Source organism: Gammaproteobacteria bacterium (assembly GCA_024235095.1).
GTDB lineage: Bacteria > Pseudomonadota > Gammaproteobacteria > Competibacterales > Competibacteraceae > UBA2383.
This window is the reverse complement of the sequence record JACKNC010000001.1, coordinates 2307121-2324783: the sequence shown is the minus strand read 5'-3', so window position 1 is coordinate 2324783 and position 17663 is coordinate 2307121. Positions and strand designations below refer to the sequence as shown.

The 17663-nt window shown below is 55.3% G+C and carries 17 protein-coding genes and 1 pseudogene; 7 read left to right on the top strand and 11 right to left on the bottom strand.

Annotated features, from left to right (window positions below; genetic code table 11):
* Positions 1-5: 5 nt before the first annotated feature.
* Positions 6-1061 (bottom strand): IS630 family transposase, encoded by a 1056-nt coding sequence (locus H6973_10360; protein ID MCP5126011.1) that lies wholly within the window; start codon positions 1059-1061, stop codon positions 6-8.
* Between the two features lie 345 nt (positions 1062-1406).
* Here H6973_10360 and H6973_10355 point away from each other — a divergent pair, with 345 nt between their 5' ends.
* Positions 1407-2315: a hypothetical protein gene (locus H6973_10355; protein ID MCP5126010.1), complete on the top strand. Its 909-nt coding sequence runs from the start codon at positions 1407-1409 to the stop codon at positions 2313-2315.
* 61 nt (positions 2316-2376) lie between these two features.
* A complete protein-coding gene (locus H6973_10350) occupies positions 2377-2748 on the top strand; it encodes a hypothetical protein (GenBank protein MCP5126009.1) in 372 nt (123 codons plus the stop codon).
* A 118-nt stretch (positions 2749-2866) separates the two neighbouring features.
* Here H6973_10350 and tnpA read toward each other — a convergent pair whose 3' ends face one another.
* Complete coding sequence (gene tnpA / locus H6973_10345) at positions 2867-3301, bottom strand: IS200/IS605 family transposase (protein MCP5126008.1); 435 nt, start codon at positions 3299-3301, stop codon at positions 2867-2869.
* A 117-nt stretch (positions 3302-3418) separates the two neighbouring features.
* Here tnpA and H6973_10340 point away from each other — a divergent pair.
* Positions 3419-4593, top strand: a pseudogene (locus H6973_10340) (IS630 family transposase).
* A gap of 243 nt (positions 4594-4836) precedes the next feature.
* Here the strand turns inward: H6973_10340 and H6973_10335 are convergent.
* The 5 genes from H6973_10335 to H6973_10315 form a co-directional block, all read right to left on the bottom strand.
* Entirely contained in the window at positions 4837-5331 is a 495-nt protein-coding gene (locus tag H6973_10335) for a copper chaperone PCu(A)C (GenBank protein ID MCP5126007.1), read from the bottom strand.
* An 8-nt stretch (positions 5332-5339) separates the two neighbouring features.
* Positions 5340-5615, bottom strand: coding sequence for a DUF4189 domain-containing protein (locus tag H6973_10330; GenBank protein ID MCP5126006.1), 276 nt, complete (start codon positions 5613-5615; stop codon positions 5340-5342).
* Between the two features lie 119 nt (positions 5616-5734).
* Complete coding sequence (locus tag H6973_10325) at positions 5735-5947, bottom strand: hypothetical protein (protein MCP5126005.1); 213 nt, start codon at positions 5945-5947, stop codon at positions 5735-5737.
* A gap of 117 nt (positions 5948-6064) precedes the next feature.
* Positions 6065-7267, bottom strand: coding sequence for a di-heme enzyme (locus H6973_10320; GenBank protein MCP5126004.1), 1203 nt, complete (start codon positions 7265-7267; stop codon positions 6065-6067).
* Entirely contained in the window at positions 7264-8199 is a 936-nt protein-coding gene (locus tag H6973_10315) for a metallo-mystery pair system four-Cys motif protein (protein ID MCP5126003.1), read from the bottom strand. The genes H6973_10320 and H6973_10315 overlap by 4 nt, the downstream gene beginning before the upstream one ends.
* Positions 8200-8373: 174 nt before the next feature.
* Between H6973_10315 and H6973_10310 the strand changes: the two genes are divergently transcribed.
* Complete coding sequence (locus H6973_10310; protein ID MCP5126002.1) at positions 8374-8865, top strand: hypothetical protein; 492 nt, start codon at positions 8374-8376, stop codon at positions 8863-8865.
* A 64-nt stretch (positions 8866-8929) separates the two neighbouring features.
* On the opposite strand, the gene H6973_10305 is transcribed toward H6973_10310, so the two are convergent.
* Entirely contained in the window at positions 8930-9529 is a 600-nt protein-coding gene (locus tag H6973_10305; protein ID MCP5126001.1) for a CBS domain-containing protein, read from the bottom strand.
* Between the two features lie 150 nt (positions 9530-9679).
* On the opposite strand from H6973_10305, the gene H6973_10300 reads away from it, so the two are divergent.
* Together H6973_10300 and H6973_10295 are read left to right on the top strand one after the other, a co-directional pair.
* Positions 9680-10918, top strand: a complete 1239-nt coding sequence (locus tag H6973_10300; protein ID MCP5126000.1) for a HAMP domain-containing histidine kinase — start codon at positions 9680-9682, stop codon at positions 10916-10918.
* Positions 10918-11481, top strand: coding sequence for a response regulator transcription factor (locus H6973_10295; GenBank protein ID MCP5125999.1), 564 nt, complete (start codon positions 10918-10920; stop codon positions 11479-11481). The genes H6973_10300 and H6973_10295 overlap by 1 nt, the downstream gene beginning before the upstream one ends.
* A 10-nt stretch (positions 11482-11491) precedes the next feature.
* Here H6973_10295 and H6973_10290 read toward each other — a convergent pair whose 3' ends face one another.
* From H6973_10290 to tadA, 3 genes are all read right to left on the bottom strand, one after another.
* The gene (locus H6973_10290; GenBank protein ID MCP5125998.1) at positions 11492-12949 is read right to left on the bottom strand and encodes a malonyl-CoA decarboxylase; all 1458 of its coding nucleotides are present in this window, start codon (positions 12947-12949) and stop codon (positions 11492-11494) included.
* A gap of 102 nt (positions 12950-13051) precedes the next feature.
* Positions 13052-13897, bottom strand: coding sequence for an HDOD domain-containing protein (locus H6973_10285; GenBank protein MCP5125997.1), 846 nt, complete (start codon positions 13895-13897; stop codon positions 13052-13054).
* 54 nt (positions 13898-13951) lie between these two features.
* Positions 13952-16024, bottom strand: coding sequence for a Flp pilus assembly complex ATPase component TadA (gene tadA / locus H6973_10280; GenBank protein MCP5125996.1), 2073 nt, complete (start codon positions 16022-16024; stop codon positions 13952-13954).
* A gap of 380 nt (positions 16025-16404) precedes the next feature.
* On the opposite strand from tadA, the gene H6973_10275 reads away from it, so the two are divergent.
* Complete coding sequence (locus tag H6973_10275) at positions 16405-17646, top strand: hypothetical protein (GenBank protein ID MCP5125995.1); 1242 nt, start codon at positions 16405-16407, stop codon at positions 17644-17646.
* The last annotated feature ends 17 nt before the right edge of the window (positions 17647-17663 follow it).

Here is a 17663-nt window from a genome sequence, read left to right as displayed (position 1 = left end):
AAAAATCATGCTGGAGCTTTTTCGGGATTAGCATATTGAGTATCAGGGAGCCTAAAAAATGATTTGACTCTCTCCTTAAATGCTTTTAGCTTTTCCAAAGCAGAATAAACGCGCGCTCTGAAATCAGCTCGGTTTTTAATCGGCTCTTTTTCCAGATGACCATTTTTGATCTCATTCCAAACCTGTTCATCCGGATTTAACTCGGGGGAATGCGTCGGAAGAAAAAAGAGACGAATTTGTTGCCGATGCGTCTCAAGAAAGGCTTTGACCTCTCCTGAAGTATGATAGGATGCGTTATCCGCAATCACAATTAATGGGCGCTTTCGACCTTCTAATGTCTTCTCCAGAAACGCAATGAAAACTGCACTCACTAATTTTTCAGTGGTCACCTCAAACATGAACTCCCCGGTCGCCGTGACCATCGATAAAATATGAAACCCACCCCGGTCATCACTCACTTTAATTTCCGGAGGATGCCCCACTAACCCCCACGTCCGACCGGAACGCGTATGGCCTTGCACCCACGATTCATCCTCAAACGCAATATCCGCTCCAAGTTTTTGAGCCAACTTCTTAATTTCTTCGAAACCTTCATTAACAAACGTTTTAACTTGCTCCTTATCCTGGTTGATCGCTCGATAACAAGGCTTTTGACAACTTAACCCTAAATCATGCAAATGAAGGCGTACCGTGGCATCCGATACCCAGAGACCAAAGGACTCCTTCAATAAATGAACAATAATCTCTAAAGTCCATAAAACCGTATCATAACCATGATCCGCCGGCGTCGTATTGAGGATCGTTTCTTTTAACCATCGATCAATAGCCGGAGTAATCACACACGGAGCACCGGGCGCTTTGCGAGTATCTAGGGCTTCTTCTCCTTCATAACGATAGTTGCGAAGCCAGTCATAAATACTCGTTCGGTCGATACCCAAAAAATCAGCAACAAGCTCCGGACTATAATGCTTCTCTTCGACCGCGCGAACCGCAATACGCCGGATGTAATTCATCACTTCATCCGGTATTTTACGTGCATCAAACATCCATTCCGCGTTCATTGCCGCACCTCCTCTATAAATTTAGAGTATCTAAAGAGGTTTTCTATAGTTATTAGACCATTTGATTAACGCTCAGTTCGTTGATAATGTAGGGATAATCGTTGGCAAGCCTACAGTACTCCTTATTGAGCTAACTTCTTCATTATATATTAACTAATAAAAAACTGTTTGACTATACTACGGCTTCTGCTGACTTCTCGCTCCAGCTCCACACCGTTGCCCTTTCAGACATCACGCGAGATCTCCCCAGGTAAGCACGCACGCTGTCACTGCACAACCGCCGGATTCCAGCGTTTCGGCTAAAATTGAGTTTATGGTTTTCGCTGGAAGAGTCCCCTATGTGCAATGAAGCGCAAGTACCCATCAACAGAGCTGTCTACGAACCAGCGTGATCTTGTTGCACGTCTTGTCGGCCCGCTGGAGAGGCGCGGGATCTCGCGCTTGGTTTTTCGTGATGTTCTCGTTGACGCAGGGATCATCGTGCCCAAGTTGTCTTTGGACCGCTGGGTGCATACCCATGCGGTGAGGGGCCGGGTTTTCACGGCGGAGAAGGCGAGCGGAGCGCCGCCGCTTCTGGATGACGAACAGTGCGAGATTGCCGCCGGTTGGGTGCTGTCTCAGAACGACGCGAACCAGGTCGTCTCGCTCGCTTCGTTCGCGAAGTGTTGTGCGTTAGCCTTTGGGGTTGAGCTGGCGCAGACGACGGCGCATGATTACCTGCATAGCCTCGGTTTCAGTTCAACGGTTTCGCAGACCAAGACCCGGGGCTTCACAGTAGATGTCGAGGCACTGGCGAAGAGGATGTTGGAGTGGAAGCGGGAGCGACAGCGTGCGCGAGACTTGAAAGGGCTCCTGGCCAGCGTTGACTTCACGTTCACGGGCCACCGCCCGGATCGGCGCGTGACCTATGCGCCTGCAGGTGGCGCTCAGCCGAAATCCAGCACGGCGATCGCTGGATTCACGAACTGCATCGTCACCGTGGTCTGGTCCGACGGTGTCAATCGGACACCGCCGGCCCTCTTCACGTTCAATGGGAAATTTCGGCTCGATCGGGACGGACGCCAGACGTGGATCCAAGCGCGGGAGAAACTGGTCAATGCGCTCGTCCGCTTCGGTATCGATGCGAAACGCATCCTTTATATTGGATGCCGAGAAGAACGAAACCCGCCTCTATGCCAGCGAGAGCGCCGAACTTCTACGCCGTTTCTTTGCCCTCTACCCCCTCCCGCCCAATGTTGTCGTCTTCACCGATAACGGGAAGTCCTTCTTTCCAGGGGGTGTGACGGCGCTCGAATCGCTCGGATTCGCCAAGCATGTGTCGTATCCGGCCCCGGTGCATCAGCACCTCTCGCCCAACGATAACCGCCTGCATGGCACGGCCAAGGCGAAATGGCGTAACAGTGGCGTGGACTTCGAGGATGACGTGGAGTCGTCCCTGTTGCTCCTGAGTCATCTCGATGTTGAACTCGCGGCTCACGGAGCGATGTGGTTCAAACGAAACATCTTGGATCTCACGGCCACATCAGCGCGAGAACTCCTTCGAGGCCGATCCGGCAACCGGGCACAGGTCGATGATGATCGGCTTGATGCCTACTATCGTTTCGCAGGTTTGGAGACCGCTCAGAGACCGGAGGAAACCATCGCATCGGTTTCAAACAACCTGCATGAGCGGGTGTACAGCGAATAGTTAAAAAGTAAAGAAACCACCCGCAAAGCGGGTGGTTTTGGTTAACCCCTAAAAGGGGATAGTCTGCCTTGCCCCCTGAGGAGGCAAGGGCGTCGTCCCCACAGGATGGGTTCTCACTTTAGAAATCGAAACCGCGCTGTTCGGCGTCTCTTTCCTTACGCTCTTGATACCGCACATACTTGCGAATCTTCTCGACATCCAGTCCTATCGTATCCACACAGTAGCCGCGCGCCCAAAAGTGGTTGCCCCAATAGGGTCTCCTTTTCAGTTCGCAAAACCGATTGAAGACCCGAATGGCCGTCCGCCCCTTCAGCGTTCCCACAAAGTTAGAAATCGACAACTTCGGCGGAATCATCACCAACAGATGAACATGATCCACCTGGATATTTAATTCAACAATTTCCACTTTTTGATAGTCCGAAAAGGCGTGAATACATCGCGATACCTCTTCTGCAATGTGCCCTGTGAGGACTCGATACCGGTATTTCGGAACCCAAACAATATGATACTGGCAGTGCCAGATCGTATGTGATAACTTTCTGAATCGACTCATGGTCAGTACTCCTCTCGATCTGTTGTGGGGACAACAAACCGTAGTAGTGGGCTGACACAGAAGTTTTGACAGGTAGCGGTGGGTGCCCTATGGTTGAGATCAACAGGAGGAATCACCATGGCCCACAAGTATCTGGTTGATCTAACTGAAGAGGAGCGGGAAGACCTGCTGAAGGTCATTCATAAAGGCAAGGCAGCGGCGCGCAAGGTTGCCCGTGCCCATGTGTTGCTGCAGGCTGCGGAAGGGGCGACGGATGAGGCCATTGCCCAAAGCCTTCACTTGGGGATTTCGACCGTTCATCGTACCCGTCAACGGTTTGTCGACGAAGGGTTGCTGGCGGCGTTAAGCGAGCGGCCACGAGTCGGTTTGCCCCCGGCCTTGACCGGCAAACAGGCCGCCTTTCTGGTCGCCTTGGCCTGTAGTACCCCGCCCGCTGGCCGTTGTCAGTGGACTCTCCAATTGTTAGCGGACCGCTTCATGGAACTCCGGCCCATCGAAGCCATTTCCCGTGAGAGTGTGCGGCGCATCCTTAAAAAAACGACCTCAAACCCTGGCAACGTCAAGAATGGTGTATTCCCAGTGTCAGTCCCGATTATGTTTGGCATATGGAGGATGTGTTGGACCTGTACGCCGAACCCGATGATCCTCAATACCCCCAAGTGTGCTTCGATGAAAGTCCGGTGCAATTGACCAGCGAAACCCGCTGTCCTCAACCCGCCCGCCCGGGTCAACCGGCGCGCTATGACTGTGAATACAAACGCGAAGGCACCGCCAATTTATTTCTATTCGTACAACCCTTGCGCGGGTGGCGTCATGTTAATGTCACGAAACAGCGCACCAAACGCGATTTTGCCCAGCAAATGCAGCAACTCGTTGATGTGTACTTTCCGAAGGCGGAGCGAATCCGGTTGGTCGTGGATAACCTCAATACCCACACTCCTGCGGCCTTGTATAGTGTCTTTTCTCCAGAGGAAGCCCGCCGGATCACCCGCAAGCTCGAATTTCATTACACCCCCAAGCATGGCAGTTGGCTCAATATGGCGGAATGTGAGTTCGCTGTTCTCGCCGGCCAGTGTTTGAATCGCCGCATTGCGAACCTCGAAACTTTGCGGAAGGAAATCGCCGCTTGGCAAGGCCCACGCAACCTACGTCAGACCAAAATCCACTGGCAGTTCGGCACCGACTTGGCCCGGGTCAAACTCAAGCGCCTCTATCCTCCCTTGAAATCTTCTGAAACCCCGGTGGACCTAGAAACCTCTGAACCTGTCAAAACTTCTGTGTCAGCCCAGTAGTACCCCATGAGTCGATCAACTGGCAAAGCCGTTGATCTCTGACCACGCCCTAAGGGCGTGGTTTTCTACGTTGTTAATAAACAGAATAATAACAAAAACTTTAACCCAATTTAGACGTTTATCTAGCTCGTGAAAATCGGTGTTCAATATGCCCTGCTGCAGAAGTTCACATCGGCGCAACCCCGAATCGATCAACATAAAACGGTGCGCCAGGTGTTTGATCCTGGCGTTCGTGGCTGAACGTCAGTAGATCGATTCATCAGCATTAAGCTGCACGAACATGTCCACGGTGATGGTTCCAGCATGGTGGAACCGGAGAACAACAGGAAAGTGTTGTCCGTCCTGCAGTGGTTTTTTCAGACCGACCAACATCAGATGCGATTTACCTGGCTCCAGGCGGACGGTTTTTCCTGCGGGAATTTCAAGAGCGTCGACTGAATGTATTTTCAGCGCGCCATGGTCCTGAATTGCACGGTACAGCTCAACCCGTGCAGCCACCTCTGTTGTGGCGGAAAGCAACTGATCCGACTTGTGGCCCTTGTTTCTTAGCGCCAGATAACCCCTGCCGTCGGCGCTCCCGTGAGTAGGCGTAGCCCAAGGATGAGTAATCGTTATATCGCTCAGTTTATAGCCATGAGCGTTCACCCAAACCGGCCAACTCATCAATAAAAACACGACGAGAAAGGAAAACCGTTGCAAGTTCCATTTTCTGGAACCGATAGAGGCGCGCTGGAGCATAGAGTTTCTCAACGATTGCACTCCGCAGGAACAACTCGGCAACTCTGCTCCTGACGGCCGCATTCATCCAGCGCCATTGCCTCGGCGACGGCTGGGGTATCGCCCTGACCTGCTCCAAAACTTGTTGGACCCAAGGCAAGCGTACCGCACTGTCCCGGCCCAAACTCCAGGATGACTTGGCAATCGGCGACAGCGCAGTCCGCTAATGCCCGTTGCCGCGCCCGCTCTGGCTTAATGACCCGCCAGCGTAAAACCCAGTCCTGAGTACTGGGCGCGTAGGCCACCGCCCCATAACTGTCTCCTCCATTTGTATTGATCGGGGCTGGTGTATTGATGCTCGCGCAGCCCCCAAGAACCCAGATCGGCGCCCAAAACAACCACATGCCCCGTGATGGTCGCTTTTTCATGGTTTAAGGCCCGTACTGCCACGTCCGGCTTTGCCGTAACCATCGTCGGGTACTGCGCGAATAACCCCCGGCTTTGCCGATTGGACACCGTCACCACCCTTACCGCTGCCGCTACCGCCGCTGCCTGCACCACCGCCGCCATGATGGGCATAAGCTGCGGGTAAGGTGAGCGGATTATGCGGCAATGGCATGAGCAGAGCGAAAGCCAAAATGATTCCTGCTACCCGACAGGGCGCCGCAATGCTAGAGCGGCAGTTCGTCCGAAAGGATAGATGCGATGAAATTAGCGAGCGGAGGTTAAACATGGGTATTGAGTTCCAGAATGATCAATAGCAGCGGGGATGGCGTTCGAAATTGCCAAAGGGGTCAGCAAAGCGCGTATCGCAGAGAAATTCCCAGTCCGTCAGGCTCTTGAGAAATTCGATAACATCCTGCTTTTCCTGAGGAGTCAGAGAGAAGCCCACAATCAGTTCGCTCCTAAAGGGACTCCGGGCGCCGTCCCCTGCCAATGGTCCTTCGCTGATCAACCGTCCACCACGGGCGTAGTGATCGATCACTTCTTCCAGAGTAGCGATAGATCCGTCATGCATGTAAGGCGCGGTGAGTTCAATATTGCGCAAAGTCGGGGCGCGAAACCGTCCCATGTCCGCAGGTCGTTGGGTAAATTCCCACAGTCCCCGATTGTCTAGTGGATAGTCACCTGTACCGCCGATATTGTAGAGACCATTATTATGAAACTCTGCTTGGGAGATCGTTGTGCCGGAATGACTCACAGACTGGGTGAAATTGAAACCGCCGTGACAGTGAAAGCACTCCATGCGTTCGGAAAAAAACAACTCCTGCCCGCGTCGCGCGGCTTCGCTCATGGCGTCGCGATTGCCCTGAAAAGTCGCCTGGTCAAAAGGTGAGTTGCCCGAAATCAGGATGGATTCAAAAGCGGCGATAGCCTTGGCGACCTGGCCCGCATTGAAGGGGTCGGTTTCACCCGGATAGGCTTCGGCAAATAGTTTTTGATACAGAGCGTCATGGCGAAAACGATCCAGAATCTCCATTTCGTGATCACTCCAACCGAGTTCCACCGGAAATTCGCCGAATATCGGGATCAACGCTTGCACATGAAGTTTAGTGAGGACTGGGTTAGCCCAATTGAACGCGGCATTGTAGACCACGTTGGTCAAACTCATGGCGTTGCGTGGATGCGCCTCGCCGGTAGCGCCGATCGCGGTAACGCGGCCATCGCTGAATGCCCGCGCCGGCTGATGGCAAGAAGCACAGGCCATGGTCTGATTGATCGACATTCGCGGGTCGTAGAACAAATGGCGTCCCAATTCCACCTTAGCCTCGGAAAGTCGGTTTTTCTTAAACATCCGAGGTTTTGGAAAACCCTTTGGCAAGGACCACACGTAGGTGGAACGAGCAGGATTGGCTCGCGCCGCTGCGGGCGACTGGTGATCCTGAGCGACCGCAGCGCTGCCCCCAACCGCCAGCGCCAGACCTAGCGCTAGGATACCGCCCAACCTCCAGTTCATGGTTTATGCACGCGGAACAGCCGCTGGGGGACCACTTTGGGATATTGCTCGGGCGTTGCTCCCGCCCCGGCGACATAGGTGAAGTCCAGATTCAGGCGCGGTATGATGGCGATACACTCGGGATCGGCGTTGCCAGACATGCAACCTGATGCTGTATCGGGGGTGTTGAACGCTACATCGGATGCCTCCAGCGCCGCGCCCATATCCATGACAATGCGATCTTGATCGGCGTCGAAGTTATCCAGGCAGAACTCGGCGACGTTCGGATAACCGCAGGCGGCGGTAGGGGGCGAGTTAGGATCAGGGCCAGGACATTCGGTGCTGCCCAGATGTATGACGAAAGCTACAGCGTTATCGCCGTCGCCGGGCGCGCCCATGCCATCGACCCGGATAAACTTGCGTCCGCCGCGCCAGTTCCACAGCATCCCGGAATTGTTCAGAGGCGAAGGCGCCGTGGCGTCATTGACATGGTTCAGCGCGTAGGGTACGCCGACCTTGAAACAGATGCCGGTGTAGTTTTCGTTAGATACGGCGCCCACCAGCTCAGCGTTGCTCGGCAACGCCCCGCTGCCGCAATCCCGGCGCAGATCCAACAAGGCGACGTTTTCATATTGCCAGACCCCGTCCTGATCCAGATCGAGCGTCCGCCGCGCGCCATCGGCCTTGACCAACTCCACATCGTGGACGTAGAAGCGCCAGTCCGTTACCTGGTAGGTTCCAGGTTGGCCGATGCCGACGTTTTCATAGGTCGCCCCACAAACGAAGTCCTGACCGTTAACCTGGCCCTGGAACTGGATCGCTGCGCGGCGCACTGCCGACGAACTGTCGTCATCGTCATCGCCGCCGCAGCCTGCCGCCAGCGCTCCAATGACGCCGACCATCAGAGCGTTGCGCAGCGCAGGTAATGAACGCCGGTTGCGTGGATCAATCATGCAGGGATTCTCCTGAGTCAATTCACCATGAAATGGATTCGCCAAGCACGCCGCCTGGGGTCATCTTTTTATGCTAAATCGCTGGGAGCAGTATGAGAATGCGACAAATTGTCGCATCCACGGAACCGGGAAAACCGCTACAATTCAAATTGGCGATCAATGAAGCGATAATTAATGAAGATGACCCGGCGAGACGGGCTGATAATGGTCGGGACTATGACCGGGTTTTTCTTGTTGGGCAGCTTGGCAAGCCTGCTTTATCCCCGCTTGAAACAGGAGCTACAGCCTGTTCCTACTCATGCTATCGTTTTAAACGCTGATCCTGCCTGCAATCCGGTGGGCAAAACATGTCTGGTGAAGGATACGGCATTGACCGTGACGCTTGGCCTGGGAGATCGCATCCAACCCTTGACTGCATTTCCGGTGCAGGTTGACCTTGGCGGAGAAGACGCCTCTAAGGCTGAAAAAGTCACAGTGTCTTTCGCCATGCAGGACATGGATATGGGCTTTAACCGTTTCGATCTACGTCGACAGGCGGAAAAGACCTGGCGGGGACAGGCGATTTTGCCGGTTTGTTCAGCAGGACGGCGGGATTGGCGGGTCACGGTCGCTGTGATCGGTGAAACGCCTTATGTCGGGGAGTTTCACCTGCTAACCGACTTTTAATGACGAATTTCTCGCTGGCGCGAACCGACAGAACCGGTTATCGGATTGATGCGAGAAGTGACCGCTATAATGCGCCGCCTGCTTGCGCAAATTCAGTGTATGTCGTCGGGCGCCGGGCGGGGTCAATGGTCAAGCCGAGCTGTCGGGCAATCTGCGATAACGAAAAGATACCGCGCACTGCCTGGACGCCGGTTTCGGGATCGGTGTCCACGACCAGCGCATGTTGGCGATTGACTTGCCGCAAGGTGGCGATGATATCTCCTATCCGTGCTTGTAATACATCCTGTATCTGGAGAACTTGTATTTTTGGTCTGAGCGTCATGATGTCGGCAACCCGTAAATCGTCCCAACTTCCGCCTGCTTTCGTCAGAATCCGGTGGGGCCGGTCGCTTTCCAGGTCGCGGCTGGTGAGTACGCCGATGATCTGCTGGTCCGCATTACGCACCAGTAGCATTCGCACCCGCCGCTTGATCATGATTTCCAATGCTTTCTTAAGCAATGTGGTTCGTTCAACGGTACAGGCGGTCACTTGGCCAAGATCGGTCATGACGCATTGGGCGGGATCGTCGAGAGTCACAGCAATAGGCCATTGCTGTTGGGGGTGGAAGTATTGAGCGCCGGTTTCCAAACGATGCAAGGGAAGGGGTCGGTAAATATCAGGCATCCGGGTCATCTCCAGGATAGCAACGGTCGCTGCCATTGCATGAAACAGTCAGCGCATCCTATGCAATCATGGATTAATGAGGAATGCGGCATATTGTCACACTCGCCAATTATCAACGGTCGTTGTTGCCGCATGAACGGAACTGAATAAATGGAAGATTTGAGACGGCTCTTGTTGTTGCGCATCCTGGTGGTGCTGGGACCGGGCATCATGTTGTTATGGCTGCGGTTCGGTTTGACGCCGCCCGCGCCGATGCCAGGATGGCCGGTAGCGCTGTTTCTCGGGTGGGCGCTGCTGGCGTTCGTCGCGTTGCACCGCAGTGCCCGGCGCGAGAAGCCAGTGACTGCCTGGGAACTGTTCGCCTACCTGCAATTCGATGCGCTAGCGCTGGCCTTGCTGTTATTTTTCAGCGGTGGCGCGAGCAATCCGTTCGTTTCACTGTTATTGTTGCCACTGGTCATCGCCGCCGCCTTATTGCCCGCTGGGCAGGTCTGGGCGACTGCCGCCGTTACTGTAGTGATCTACACCGCATTGATGTTTTACCATTTACCGCTGCCCGGCGCGCTCAGCGGTCATGGCTCCGGCTTTGAGACCCATCTGTGGGGAATGTGGCTGGTGTTTGTCATCAGCGCCTTGCTGATTGCCGGTTTCGTCGCGCGACTGGCGATGGCCCTGCGAAACCGGGATCGTCAGGTGGCGCAACTGCGTGAACGCGCGTTGCGCGATGAGCAAATCCTGACCCTGGGCATGTTCGCGGCGGGCGCGGCTCATGAACTGGGCACCCCGTTATCGACCATCGCCATACTGGCGCGGGAACTGGAACTGTTGCATGGCGAGGAAGACCTGCCGCTCAGGGAGGATTTACGCACCCTGCGTCAGCAAGTGGAAGTGTGCAAATCCATTCTTGGCGATTTGCTGCGCAGCGCCGATCTGGCGTCTGACCGCGAGGCCGCGCAGACGCTGGATGTGCTGCTGGAACGCACTCGCAACCGCTGGCAGTTGCTCCGTCCCCAGGTGCCGCTGCGGGTCAGTTGCGCCGGTGCGCCCCCGCTCCCCGCTATCACCGCGCCGCAGACCATCGGCCAGACCTTGATCAGTTTGCTCAATAATGCGGCTGACGCCTGCCCTACCGGGGTGGACTTGACCGGGCGCTGGAATCAGCAGCGCGTTATCATCGAAATCCGCGACCAGGGACCGGGTCTGTCGGAAGAGGCGGAAGACCGCGCTGGCGAAGCCTTTTTCTCCACTAAGAACGGCGGCGCTGGCATTGGGTTACTGTTGGCGAATGCGGCGCTGGAGCGCCTGGGAGGACAGGTGAGTTTACTAAACCATCCACAAGGTGGAATCTGCACTCGTATTGACCTGCCGGTGCGAATGGGCATCGCCTGATGGAGCCGATAGAATCCCGGACCACGCCGTCTGAGCCTGCCTGCCTGCTGCTAGTGGACGATGACGCCACATTTTGCCGGGTGTTGGGACTGGCGCTAAGGCGACGGGGCTTTACCGTGGCAACGGCTCACGATTGTGCAGCGGCCCTGCAATTGGCGCAAGGGACGACGCCGGACTATGCGGTGGTCGATCTCAACCTGGCCGGCGATTCAGGTCTCAGCCTCATTCCGCAACTGCTGGCGCTGGATTCCATGACCCGCGTCGTGGTGCTCACCGGCTACGCCAGCATCGCTACCGCTGTGGAAGCTATTAAACTTGGTGCCGTGAATTACCTGGCGAAACCGGCGGACGCCGATCAGGTTTTAGCCGCCTTCGCATCGACCCGTGGCAATCCTGCCGCTTCGGTCAACCTGCGTCCTCTGAGTGTGAATCGCCTGGAATGGGAGCATATTCAGCGGGTGCTATGTGAAAACGACGGCAATATCTCGGCGACCGCCCGGCAACTGGGGATGCACCGCCGCACCTTGCAACGCAAGCTGGCCAAGCGGCCTGTCAAGTTCTAGCGACCCACAATCAGGTTTTCAGCAACGAACGAATGACCGACGAAGTCGTGACCTTGCCCTCGCCACGATACGCTTCATGATTGGCTTCAATATCGTTAAGCTTGTACAGATAGTTCACCATCATGCCCGCGGACTGAGCCAGGCCCTTGGTCGAGGTATCACCTGACCAGTTGAGCCGCTCAATGCGGGCGCCATTAGCCAGATGAAAGCGGGCCACCGGGTCCAGAACGGTGAGGCTATCGCGCTTCTCCTTGACCAGATAACGCGCGCATAACCGCATTAGCGGGTGCTTGAGCGCCTTGACCAGCTCCGGTTTTTGCGACCAGTCCGGGGTTTGCAGGAGGGTTTTCAGAGAAGCCGGCTCCTTGCCGGTTCCCGCCGCGCTGGCCAGCGCCTTGCGTTCCGTGGCGGTCAACCATTCCGCTTCCACATCCTGGTCCGAGTCGCTCAACTTGCGATCCAGCCAGCGCTGGAACCCGGGAATGGGTGATAGAGTCGCAAAGGTCTTGAGGTTTTTGAACTCACTGGCCAGTTCATCCACCACCCGCTTAATCAGGAAATTGCCGAAGCTGATCCCGCTCAGGCCATCGTGGGCGTTGGAGATTGAATAGAAAATGGCGGTGTCCGTAATGTGTGGATCGAGCACTGGCGCAGTCTCATCCAGCAAGGTTTGCACATTGTCGGCAATGCCATTCACCAGCGCGACCTGGACGATGATCAGCGGTTCACTGGCCATGCGCGGATGAAAGAAGGCGAAGCAGCGCCGATCGGAACTGAGCCGGTTTTTCAGATCACCCCAGCCGGTGATCGGATGCACGGCTTCATAGGCAATCATTTTCTCCAGCAACGAGGCCGGCGAATCCCAGGTAATACGCCGCAGTTCCAGGAACCCGACATCAAACCAGGAGGTCAGCAACGACAATAAATCCCGTTCCAGCGCGGCCAGCGCCAGGTCATCCCGGCTCCAGCTCAACAATTCTTCGCGCAGATCGACCAGAAACAGGAATCCCTCGGGCAGAGCGTTGAGCTGCGCCAGCAACCGCACTCTCGGCGGTTGCAACGCCTGACGCAACGCCCGCTCCGCTTTAGCGCGCTCCCTGCTGTCATCCCCGGCCTGTTGCACGGCGGCGACGGCTTTGTCGACCGCCTTGCGGTCAATATCGAATTCAGTCGCCAGAATTTGCAGAAACCGCTGTCGGCCTTGGGCATTTAGCGACAGATAAGCGCGCCCCAGATTAGCAGCCCGCGCCCGGGCGGATACCTCGCCGCCCCGCGCCTCCAGACAGTCCCGCATCTGGACTCTCAGCGCTTCCGCGTCCTTTTCGGGAAGGCTGGGGCCAGGGGCGGCTGAAAACAGCCCTTCGCGCCAGTCGGCCATTTCCCGCCAGGCTTCACGGAGATTGTACATGGTGCGGTTCAGCAGGCTGGCGCGGGTGATTTCAGCTTCACGGAGGGTTAGTTCGGTCATGACAAAAGCACCAAAGGGTCAGAGTCAACCGTAGTCGTTTTATGGTTTGAGTATAGGCATTTGTTCTAACAAGAGCAGGGGATTTTCAAGCCCCCGTTGAACTTAACCCGCTATGATCACACTATCTTCAAGTAAAATTTCTACCTCAGCCAATGCAATTTCCCCCAAACCCAGGGTGTGCGCCTCTGGCAACGCGGCCAATGCAATATTTGGATCCGCATGCAGGCCGATTCCCAGTCTTTCACAAGCCTGATCGGCCAGGCGGACAATGACCAGCAACATATTGTCGCTATCGTAAGGCTCCTTATGATGATCGCGGACCACAACGCAGTATTCATTGGGCAGGTTCCAGCGCTTCATGAGCACATAACCTTGGGCATTATGCATGTTGCTATCCAACAATTCTTCCACCAGATTTTTCTGCATTTGAGCGCCGGTCAGCTGTTTTGTAGCCGACAGCTCGTCGATCACGCGCAGAATCGCCAATTGGCCGATGTTATGCAGCAAACCGGCCATGAACGCATCATCGGCCTGTTGTTTACAGCCGCTGTGATAGGCCAGCCATTGACTGCTCAGGGCCGAAGCAAAAGCGTGCTGCCAGAGTTTCTCCATGTAATGGCTCAATAGTGGACTGCGGGTAAGATAGAGGCTGCGTTGCGAAACCGCCATCGCCAGCATGGCCACCTTGCGGATGCCGAGACGAATAATTGCCTTCTGAATGGTGTTAATTCGCTGCAATCCCTTGTAGAACGATGAATTGGCGACGCGCAGGATTTGGCTGGCCAACGCCTGGTCGCCGATAATCATTTTTTCAAGGTCAGCGACCCGGACGTTGCCATCGTGCAAGGCTTTTTGCAATTTCATCGCGACCGCCGGGAAAGCCGGCAATTGCAGCGTATCCGTGATCAGCGCTTGGATGATCATGTCTTGCAGTGAATGCTGGGCCATGTGTTCATTCTCACCCATCAATGCGTGTGCTGCTGTTTCGCTGTTGATTGATTTTCATGTAATTCCTACCAGGCGCTTGATTTCCGCCAGCGGTCGAGGCTTTTCAAGACGCGGCAAATAACGGAACGCTTCGGTCAGGGTGGTTTCGCCCCGGGCCGCCTTGGCCAAACCATCCTCCAGCAGGGTCACCATGCCCGCTTCCTCCAGGCAAATCCGGCGAATGTCATGAGCCGTGCTTTTCTGGAGCATAGCGTCCTTGACGGCGATATTCAGAATAAGCAACTCAAAAATCCCGATGCGGCCTCGGTAGCCGGTGTGCCGGCAGGCCGGACAACCTTTTCCCTGCTGGAAATTGGTTCCCTTCAGATCATGATACTTGTAGCCTAAGCGTTGCAGTTCACCGGAGTTGGGCTGATAGAGTTCGGCGCAATGGGGACAAACCCGGCGCAACAACCGCTGGGCTAGCACGGCGACTACAGTCGAGGCAATCAGGAAGGTTTCAATATTCATATTCATCAGCCGCAACAAAGCACCAGTGCTGTCTTCGGTATGGAAGGTCGTGAGCACCTTGTGGCCGGTCAGCGCCGCCTGGATCGCGGCTTCCGCCGAGAAGCGGTCACGAATTTCACCCAGAACAATCACGTCCGGATCCTGACGCATGATATGCGGCAGGGTTGTCTCAAAGGTCAGATCGATTTTTGGATTGAGCGAACATTGCGCGATGCCTTCAATGACGAATTCTACCGGGTCTTCCGCGGTGGTCACGCAACGATCAATGCTATTCAGATAATTCACGGCGCTGTAGAGCGTGGTGGTTTTGCCGGTGCCGGTGGGGCCGGTGATGAGGATAATACCGCTGGGCAACTCAAGCGCATCCTCATAGAAATGATTCAGGGTACGCGGAAACATATTAAGCTGATCCAATGGCACCAACTGGGTCTTGCGCAGTAGACGCAGAACGATTTTTTCACCGTAGACCGTGATATAGATGGAAACCCGGACATCAATATTTCGCCCGGTATTCGGATCTTCGAAAGTAATATGGCCGTCCTGGTGACGCCGCCGTTCGGCAATATCCGCTCTGCTCAGAATCTTGATGCGATTAATGAACGCCGAGGCCAGTTTCTTATTAATGGTTTTGTAACCGCCCAGGACGCCATCGCAGCGAAACCGGATGCGCAGATCATTCTTCATCGGTTCGATGTGAATGTCGCTGACCTGGGTCTGGACCGCATCCAGCAACATGGTATTGACCAGTTCAATGACCTGGCTAGTATCATCAGTTTGAATCGTCGGTCTTGTCGATACTTGGTAATGCCGCTGATACGCTTCGATCGTTTCGCGAATAATCCGCTTGCTGGCAATCAATGGCGTCAGGTCAGATCCGAAAAGCCGCTCGGCTTCCCGACGGGCGCGTTGGTCGAGAGGGTCGGCAAAAGCGACCAGAACCTGGTTATCCTTGACGTGCAGCGGCAGAAAATGACGTTGCAGAAACCAGTTGGGATTGGCTTTCTCCATCAACTTGCGGTCGACGTCGCTCAAGTCGGGCTTGACCTGGGGGAACCCCAGTTGATCAGCCAATACATCAATCAGCTTGTTTTCCTCGATAAAGTGGTTTTCCAGGAGGATATCGCCCAGTTTCTTGCCTTTTCCAGACTCTCGCTGCAACGCCAGAGCGGCTCGCAGATCCTGTTCCCGCAGGAAACCCAGCTCCACCAGCAAAGCGCCAATTCGCACCAAAATCCGATGCTTGCGCAGTGTATTGCGCTGTTGCTCCAGGCTGACATAACCAATTTCATTGAGAACGCCAAGCAAGGGTTTTTCCGTGGAAAGTTTGGCGCGCACCCGCATCGCGTAGGCCAACTGCTGATCGGTAATGATTCCGTCTTCAACCAGAAATTTGGCGATTTCCAAACCGGTATCGTTGGCGGAAAGCGGTTTATTGGGCGCTGATTCCAGGCGAACAGTAGGCAGAGTTGCCTGGGAATCGACGGACGCGGTTTCCAGGCGAACGGTGGGCGATTCACCGGAATTAACCTTATGCTGCGGGGTCGCTGGGTCAGTCGCCTGCGGCAACGTCCCCGTGGGTAGATCAGGCGAAGCAGGGCGTTGCGTTGGCGAAGACATGGACGACCTCATAAATGAAATGTGAAGGTGTGTTTGTATTTCAGCATAATTACTAATGTTTGGCGAATCCGGCATCGCTGTTCTTATCCCGAATTGGACTCTAAGTAACCGTTCAGTCCCCCCCTTTAGCAAAGGGGGGTGAGGGGGGATTTTGGCCCTGTCGCTCGTGCGTAATCTCCCCCGGCCCCTTTTTCCAAAGGGGGGAGGTGAACGCTTACGAGTCTAATACAATAATATTGGACTTGATTAAAGCTTATAAGGATCAATAAACCGGCAGGTCTGCTTACAGCAAAAACCGGGCTAGTAACCTACAATTAGACAAGGTTTGGGAACCGAATCCCCGGTTTCCCGTTGTTTGTCCGGACTTATGGAGATTGACGATGTCCACGCTTGCGGTTCGCGTCTCGGAGGATCCCCATCGCCCACTCGGGCATGCTATTGTGACAATTGATGGCCTGCCACATACTCTTGAGACCTTCGTATTCGCCCTTAACCGCCATGGTTTTGCCGCTAATCATCTTGGGACAGACGGTTGGCAAGGCGCGGAATGTTGGCTGCAACCGGAAGAGGCTTGGTACGACGGTGACTCTCTGAAATTCGTGATCAATCCCGATCTGGCGTTTCAGTTGGAAAACATGCCTTACCAGCTAGCGGTGCGCGGTGAGGGATTGAATGAAACCGTTGCTGTGACTTTCGTCTGGCCTTTGGAATTGGCGATCGAAGAAGACATGGCAACCACGACTCGACGGCTCGTAGTAAGCGGCGCTCGCGTGGGTTCCCGTCCTAAACTGCGTCCAAAAACTGTGTCAGAATCTGCGTTGCCGGAAATGCGAAACGTCGATCTGCCTATCCCCGATCTACCGATCCCCGAGCTAGGTTGCGGCCTGGAGTATGTGGACGATGATGAAACGACTCGTCCAGTTCCCCCCTTGTCCTCGCCCCCAGAAGGAGAGGAACTGCCGACCCGCATAAAAGCGCATGAATCCAAACGGTCTTCCTTGGATCCTGATGCGATCAGGGACGCCACACCCACCCGGCGAGTGGATGGGCGAATTGTCTCAACACCTTTAGGCAGCGAGGAACGGGTTTTTGGCAAGCCAACCGGCGCGCCGGAAGTACTGGTGAAGGAATTTCGCCCGTCTCAGTCGCCACCGTCACCCGCTACGCCTTTGCCGCCCTCCACGCCAGCGCCCTCTCCCCTGCCAGTCGCGCCACCGCCGGGTACAGCAGATGGGAGCAGGAAGCCACGCGGTAAAACCGGATGGCTGTTCCCTGGCTTGGCCGCCGCAGCGGTGCTGGCGGCGGTGGGCGTAACCGGATGGTGGTGGTTTGGTCAGCGTGACGCCACCGCGCCGGCCTTCGCGATCCAACCTGCGGAGCATTCCGTAGATATCCAGAGGGAACCTTTGAAACTGACGCCTGCGCCAGAGCCTACGCCTGCGCCGGAACCCACGCCTGCGCCGGAACCCACGCCTGCGCCGGAACCCACGCCTGCGCCGGAACCTGTGCCGACGGCAAAGCCACGCCCCGATTCCAAACATAGTCTGGAGGAAGAATTAAGCTCACAATTCGATTCGACCACACAAGAGTTGGAGCAGCGGTTACGTCGAAAAACGCCTTGAGAGTGTGAGAAAATCAG

Bases quoted from the DNA above. Each gene is read 5' to 3' on its own strand.
- H6973_10295 (MCP5125999.1), top strand. From the start codon at position 10,918: ATGGAGCCGATAGAATCCCGGACCACGCCGTCTGAGCCTGCCTGCCTG.
- tnpA (MCP5126008.1), bottom strand. From the start codon at position 3,301: ATGAGTCGATTCAGAAAGTTATCACATACGATCTGGCACTGCCAGTAT.
- H6973_10310 (MCP5126002.1), top strand. From the start codon at position 8,374: ATGAAGATGACCCGGCGAGACGGGCTGATAATGGTCGGGACTATGACC.
- H6973_10335 (MCP5126007.1), bottom strand. From the start codon at position 5,331: ATGCTCCAGCGCGCCTCTATCGGTTCCAGAAAATGGAACTTGCAACGG.
- H6973_10305 (MCP5126001.1), bottom strand. From the start codon at position 9,529: ATGCCTGATATTTACCGACCCCTTCCCTTGCATCGTTTGGAAACCGGC.
- H6973_10315 (MCP5126003.1), bottom strand. From the start codon at position 8,199: ATGATTGATCCACGCAACCGGCGTTCATTACCTGCGCTGCGCAACGCT.
- H6973_10355 (MCP5126010.1), top strand. From the start codon at position 1,407: ATGAAGCGCAAGTACCCATCAACAGAGCTGTCTACGAACCAGCGTGAT.
- H6973_10300 (MCP5126000.1), top strand. From the start codon at position 9,680: ATGGAAGATTTGAGACGGCTCTTGTTGTTGCGCATCCTGGTGGTGCTG.
- H6973_10275 (MCP5125995.1), top strand. From the start codon at position 16,405: ATGTCCACGCTTGCGGTTCGCGTCTCGGAGGATCCCCATCGCCCACTC.
- H6973_10285 (MCP5125997.1), bottom strand. From the start codon at position 13,897: ATGGCCCAGCATTCACTGCAAGACATGATCATCCAAGCGCTGATCACG.
- tadA (MCP5125996.1), bottom strand. From the start codon at position 16,024: ATGTCTTCGCCAACGCAACGCCCTGCTTCGCCTGATCTACCCACGGGG.
- H6973_10360 (MCP5126011.1), bottom strand. From the start codon at position 1,061: ATGAACGCGGAATGGATGTTTGATGCACGTAAAATACCGGATGAAGTG.
- H6973_10320 (MCP5126004.1), bottom strand. From the start codon at position 7,267: ATGAACTGGAGGTTGGGCGGTATCCTAGCGCTAGGTCTGGCGCTGGCG.
- H6973_10290 (MCP5125998.1), bottom strand. From the start codon at position 12,949: ATGACCGAACTAACCCTCCGTGAAGCTGAAATCACCCGCGCCAGCCTG.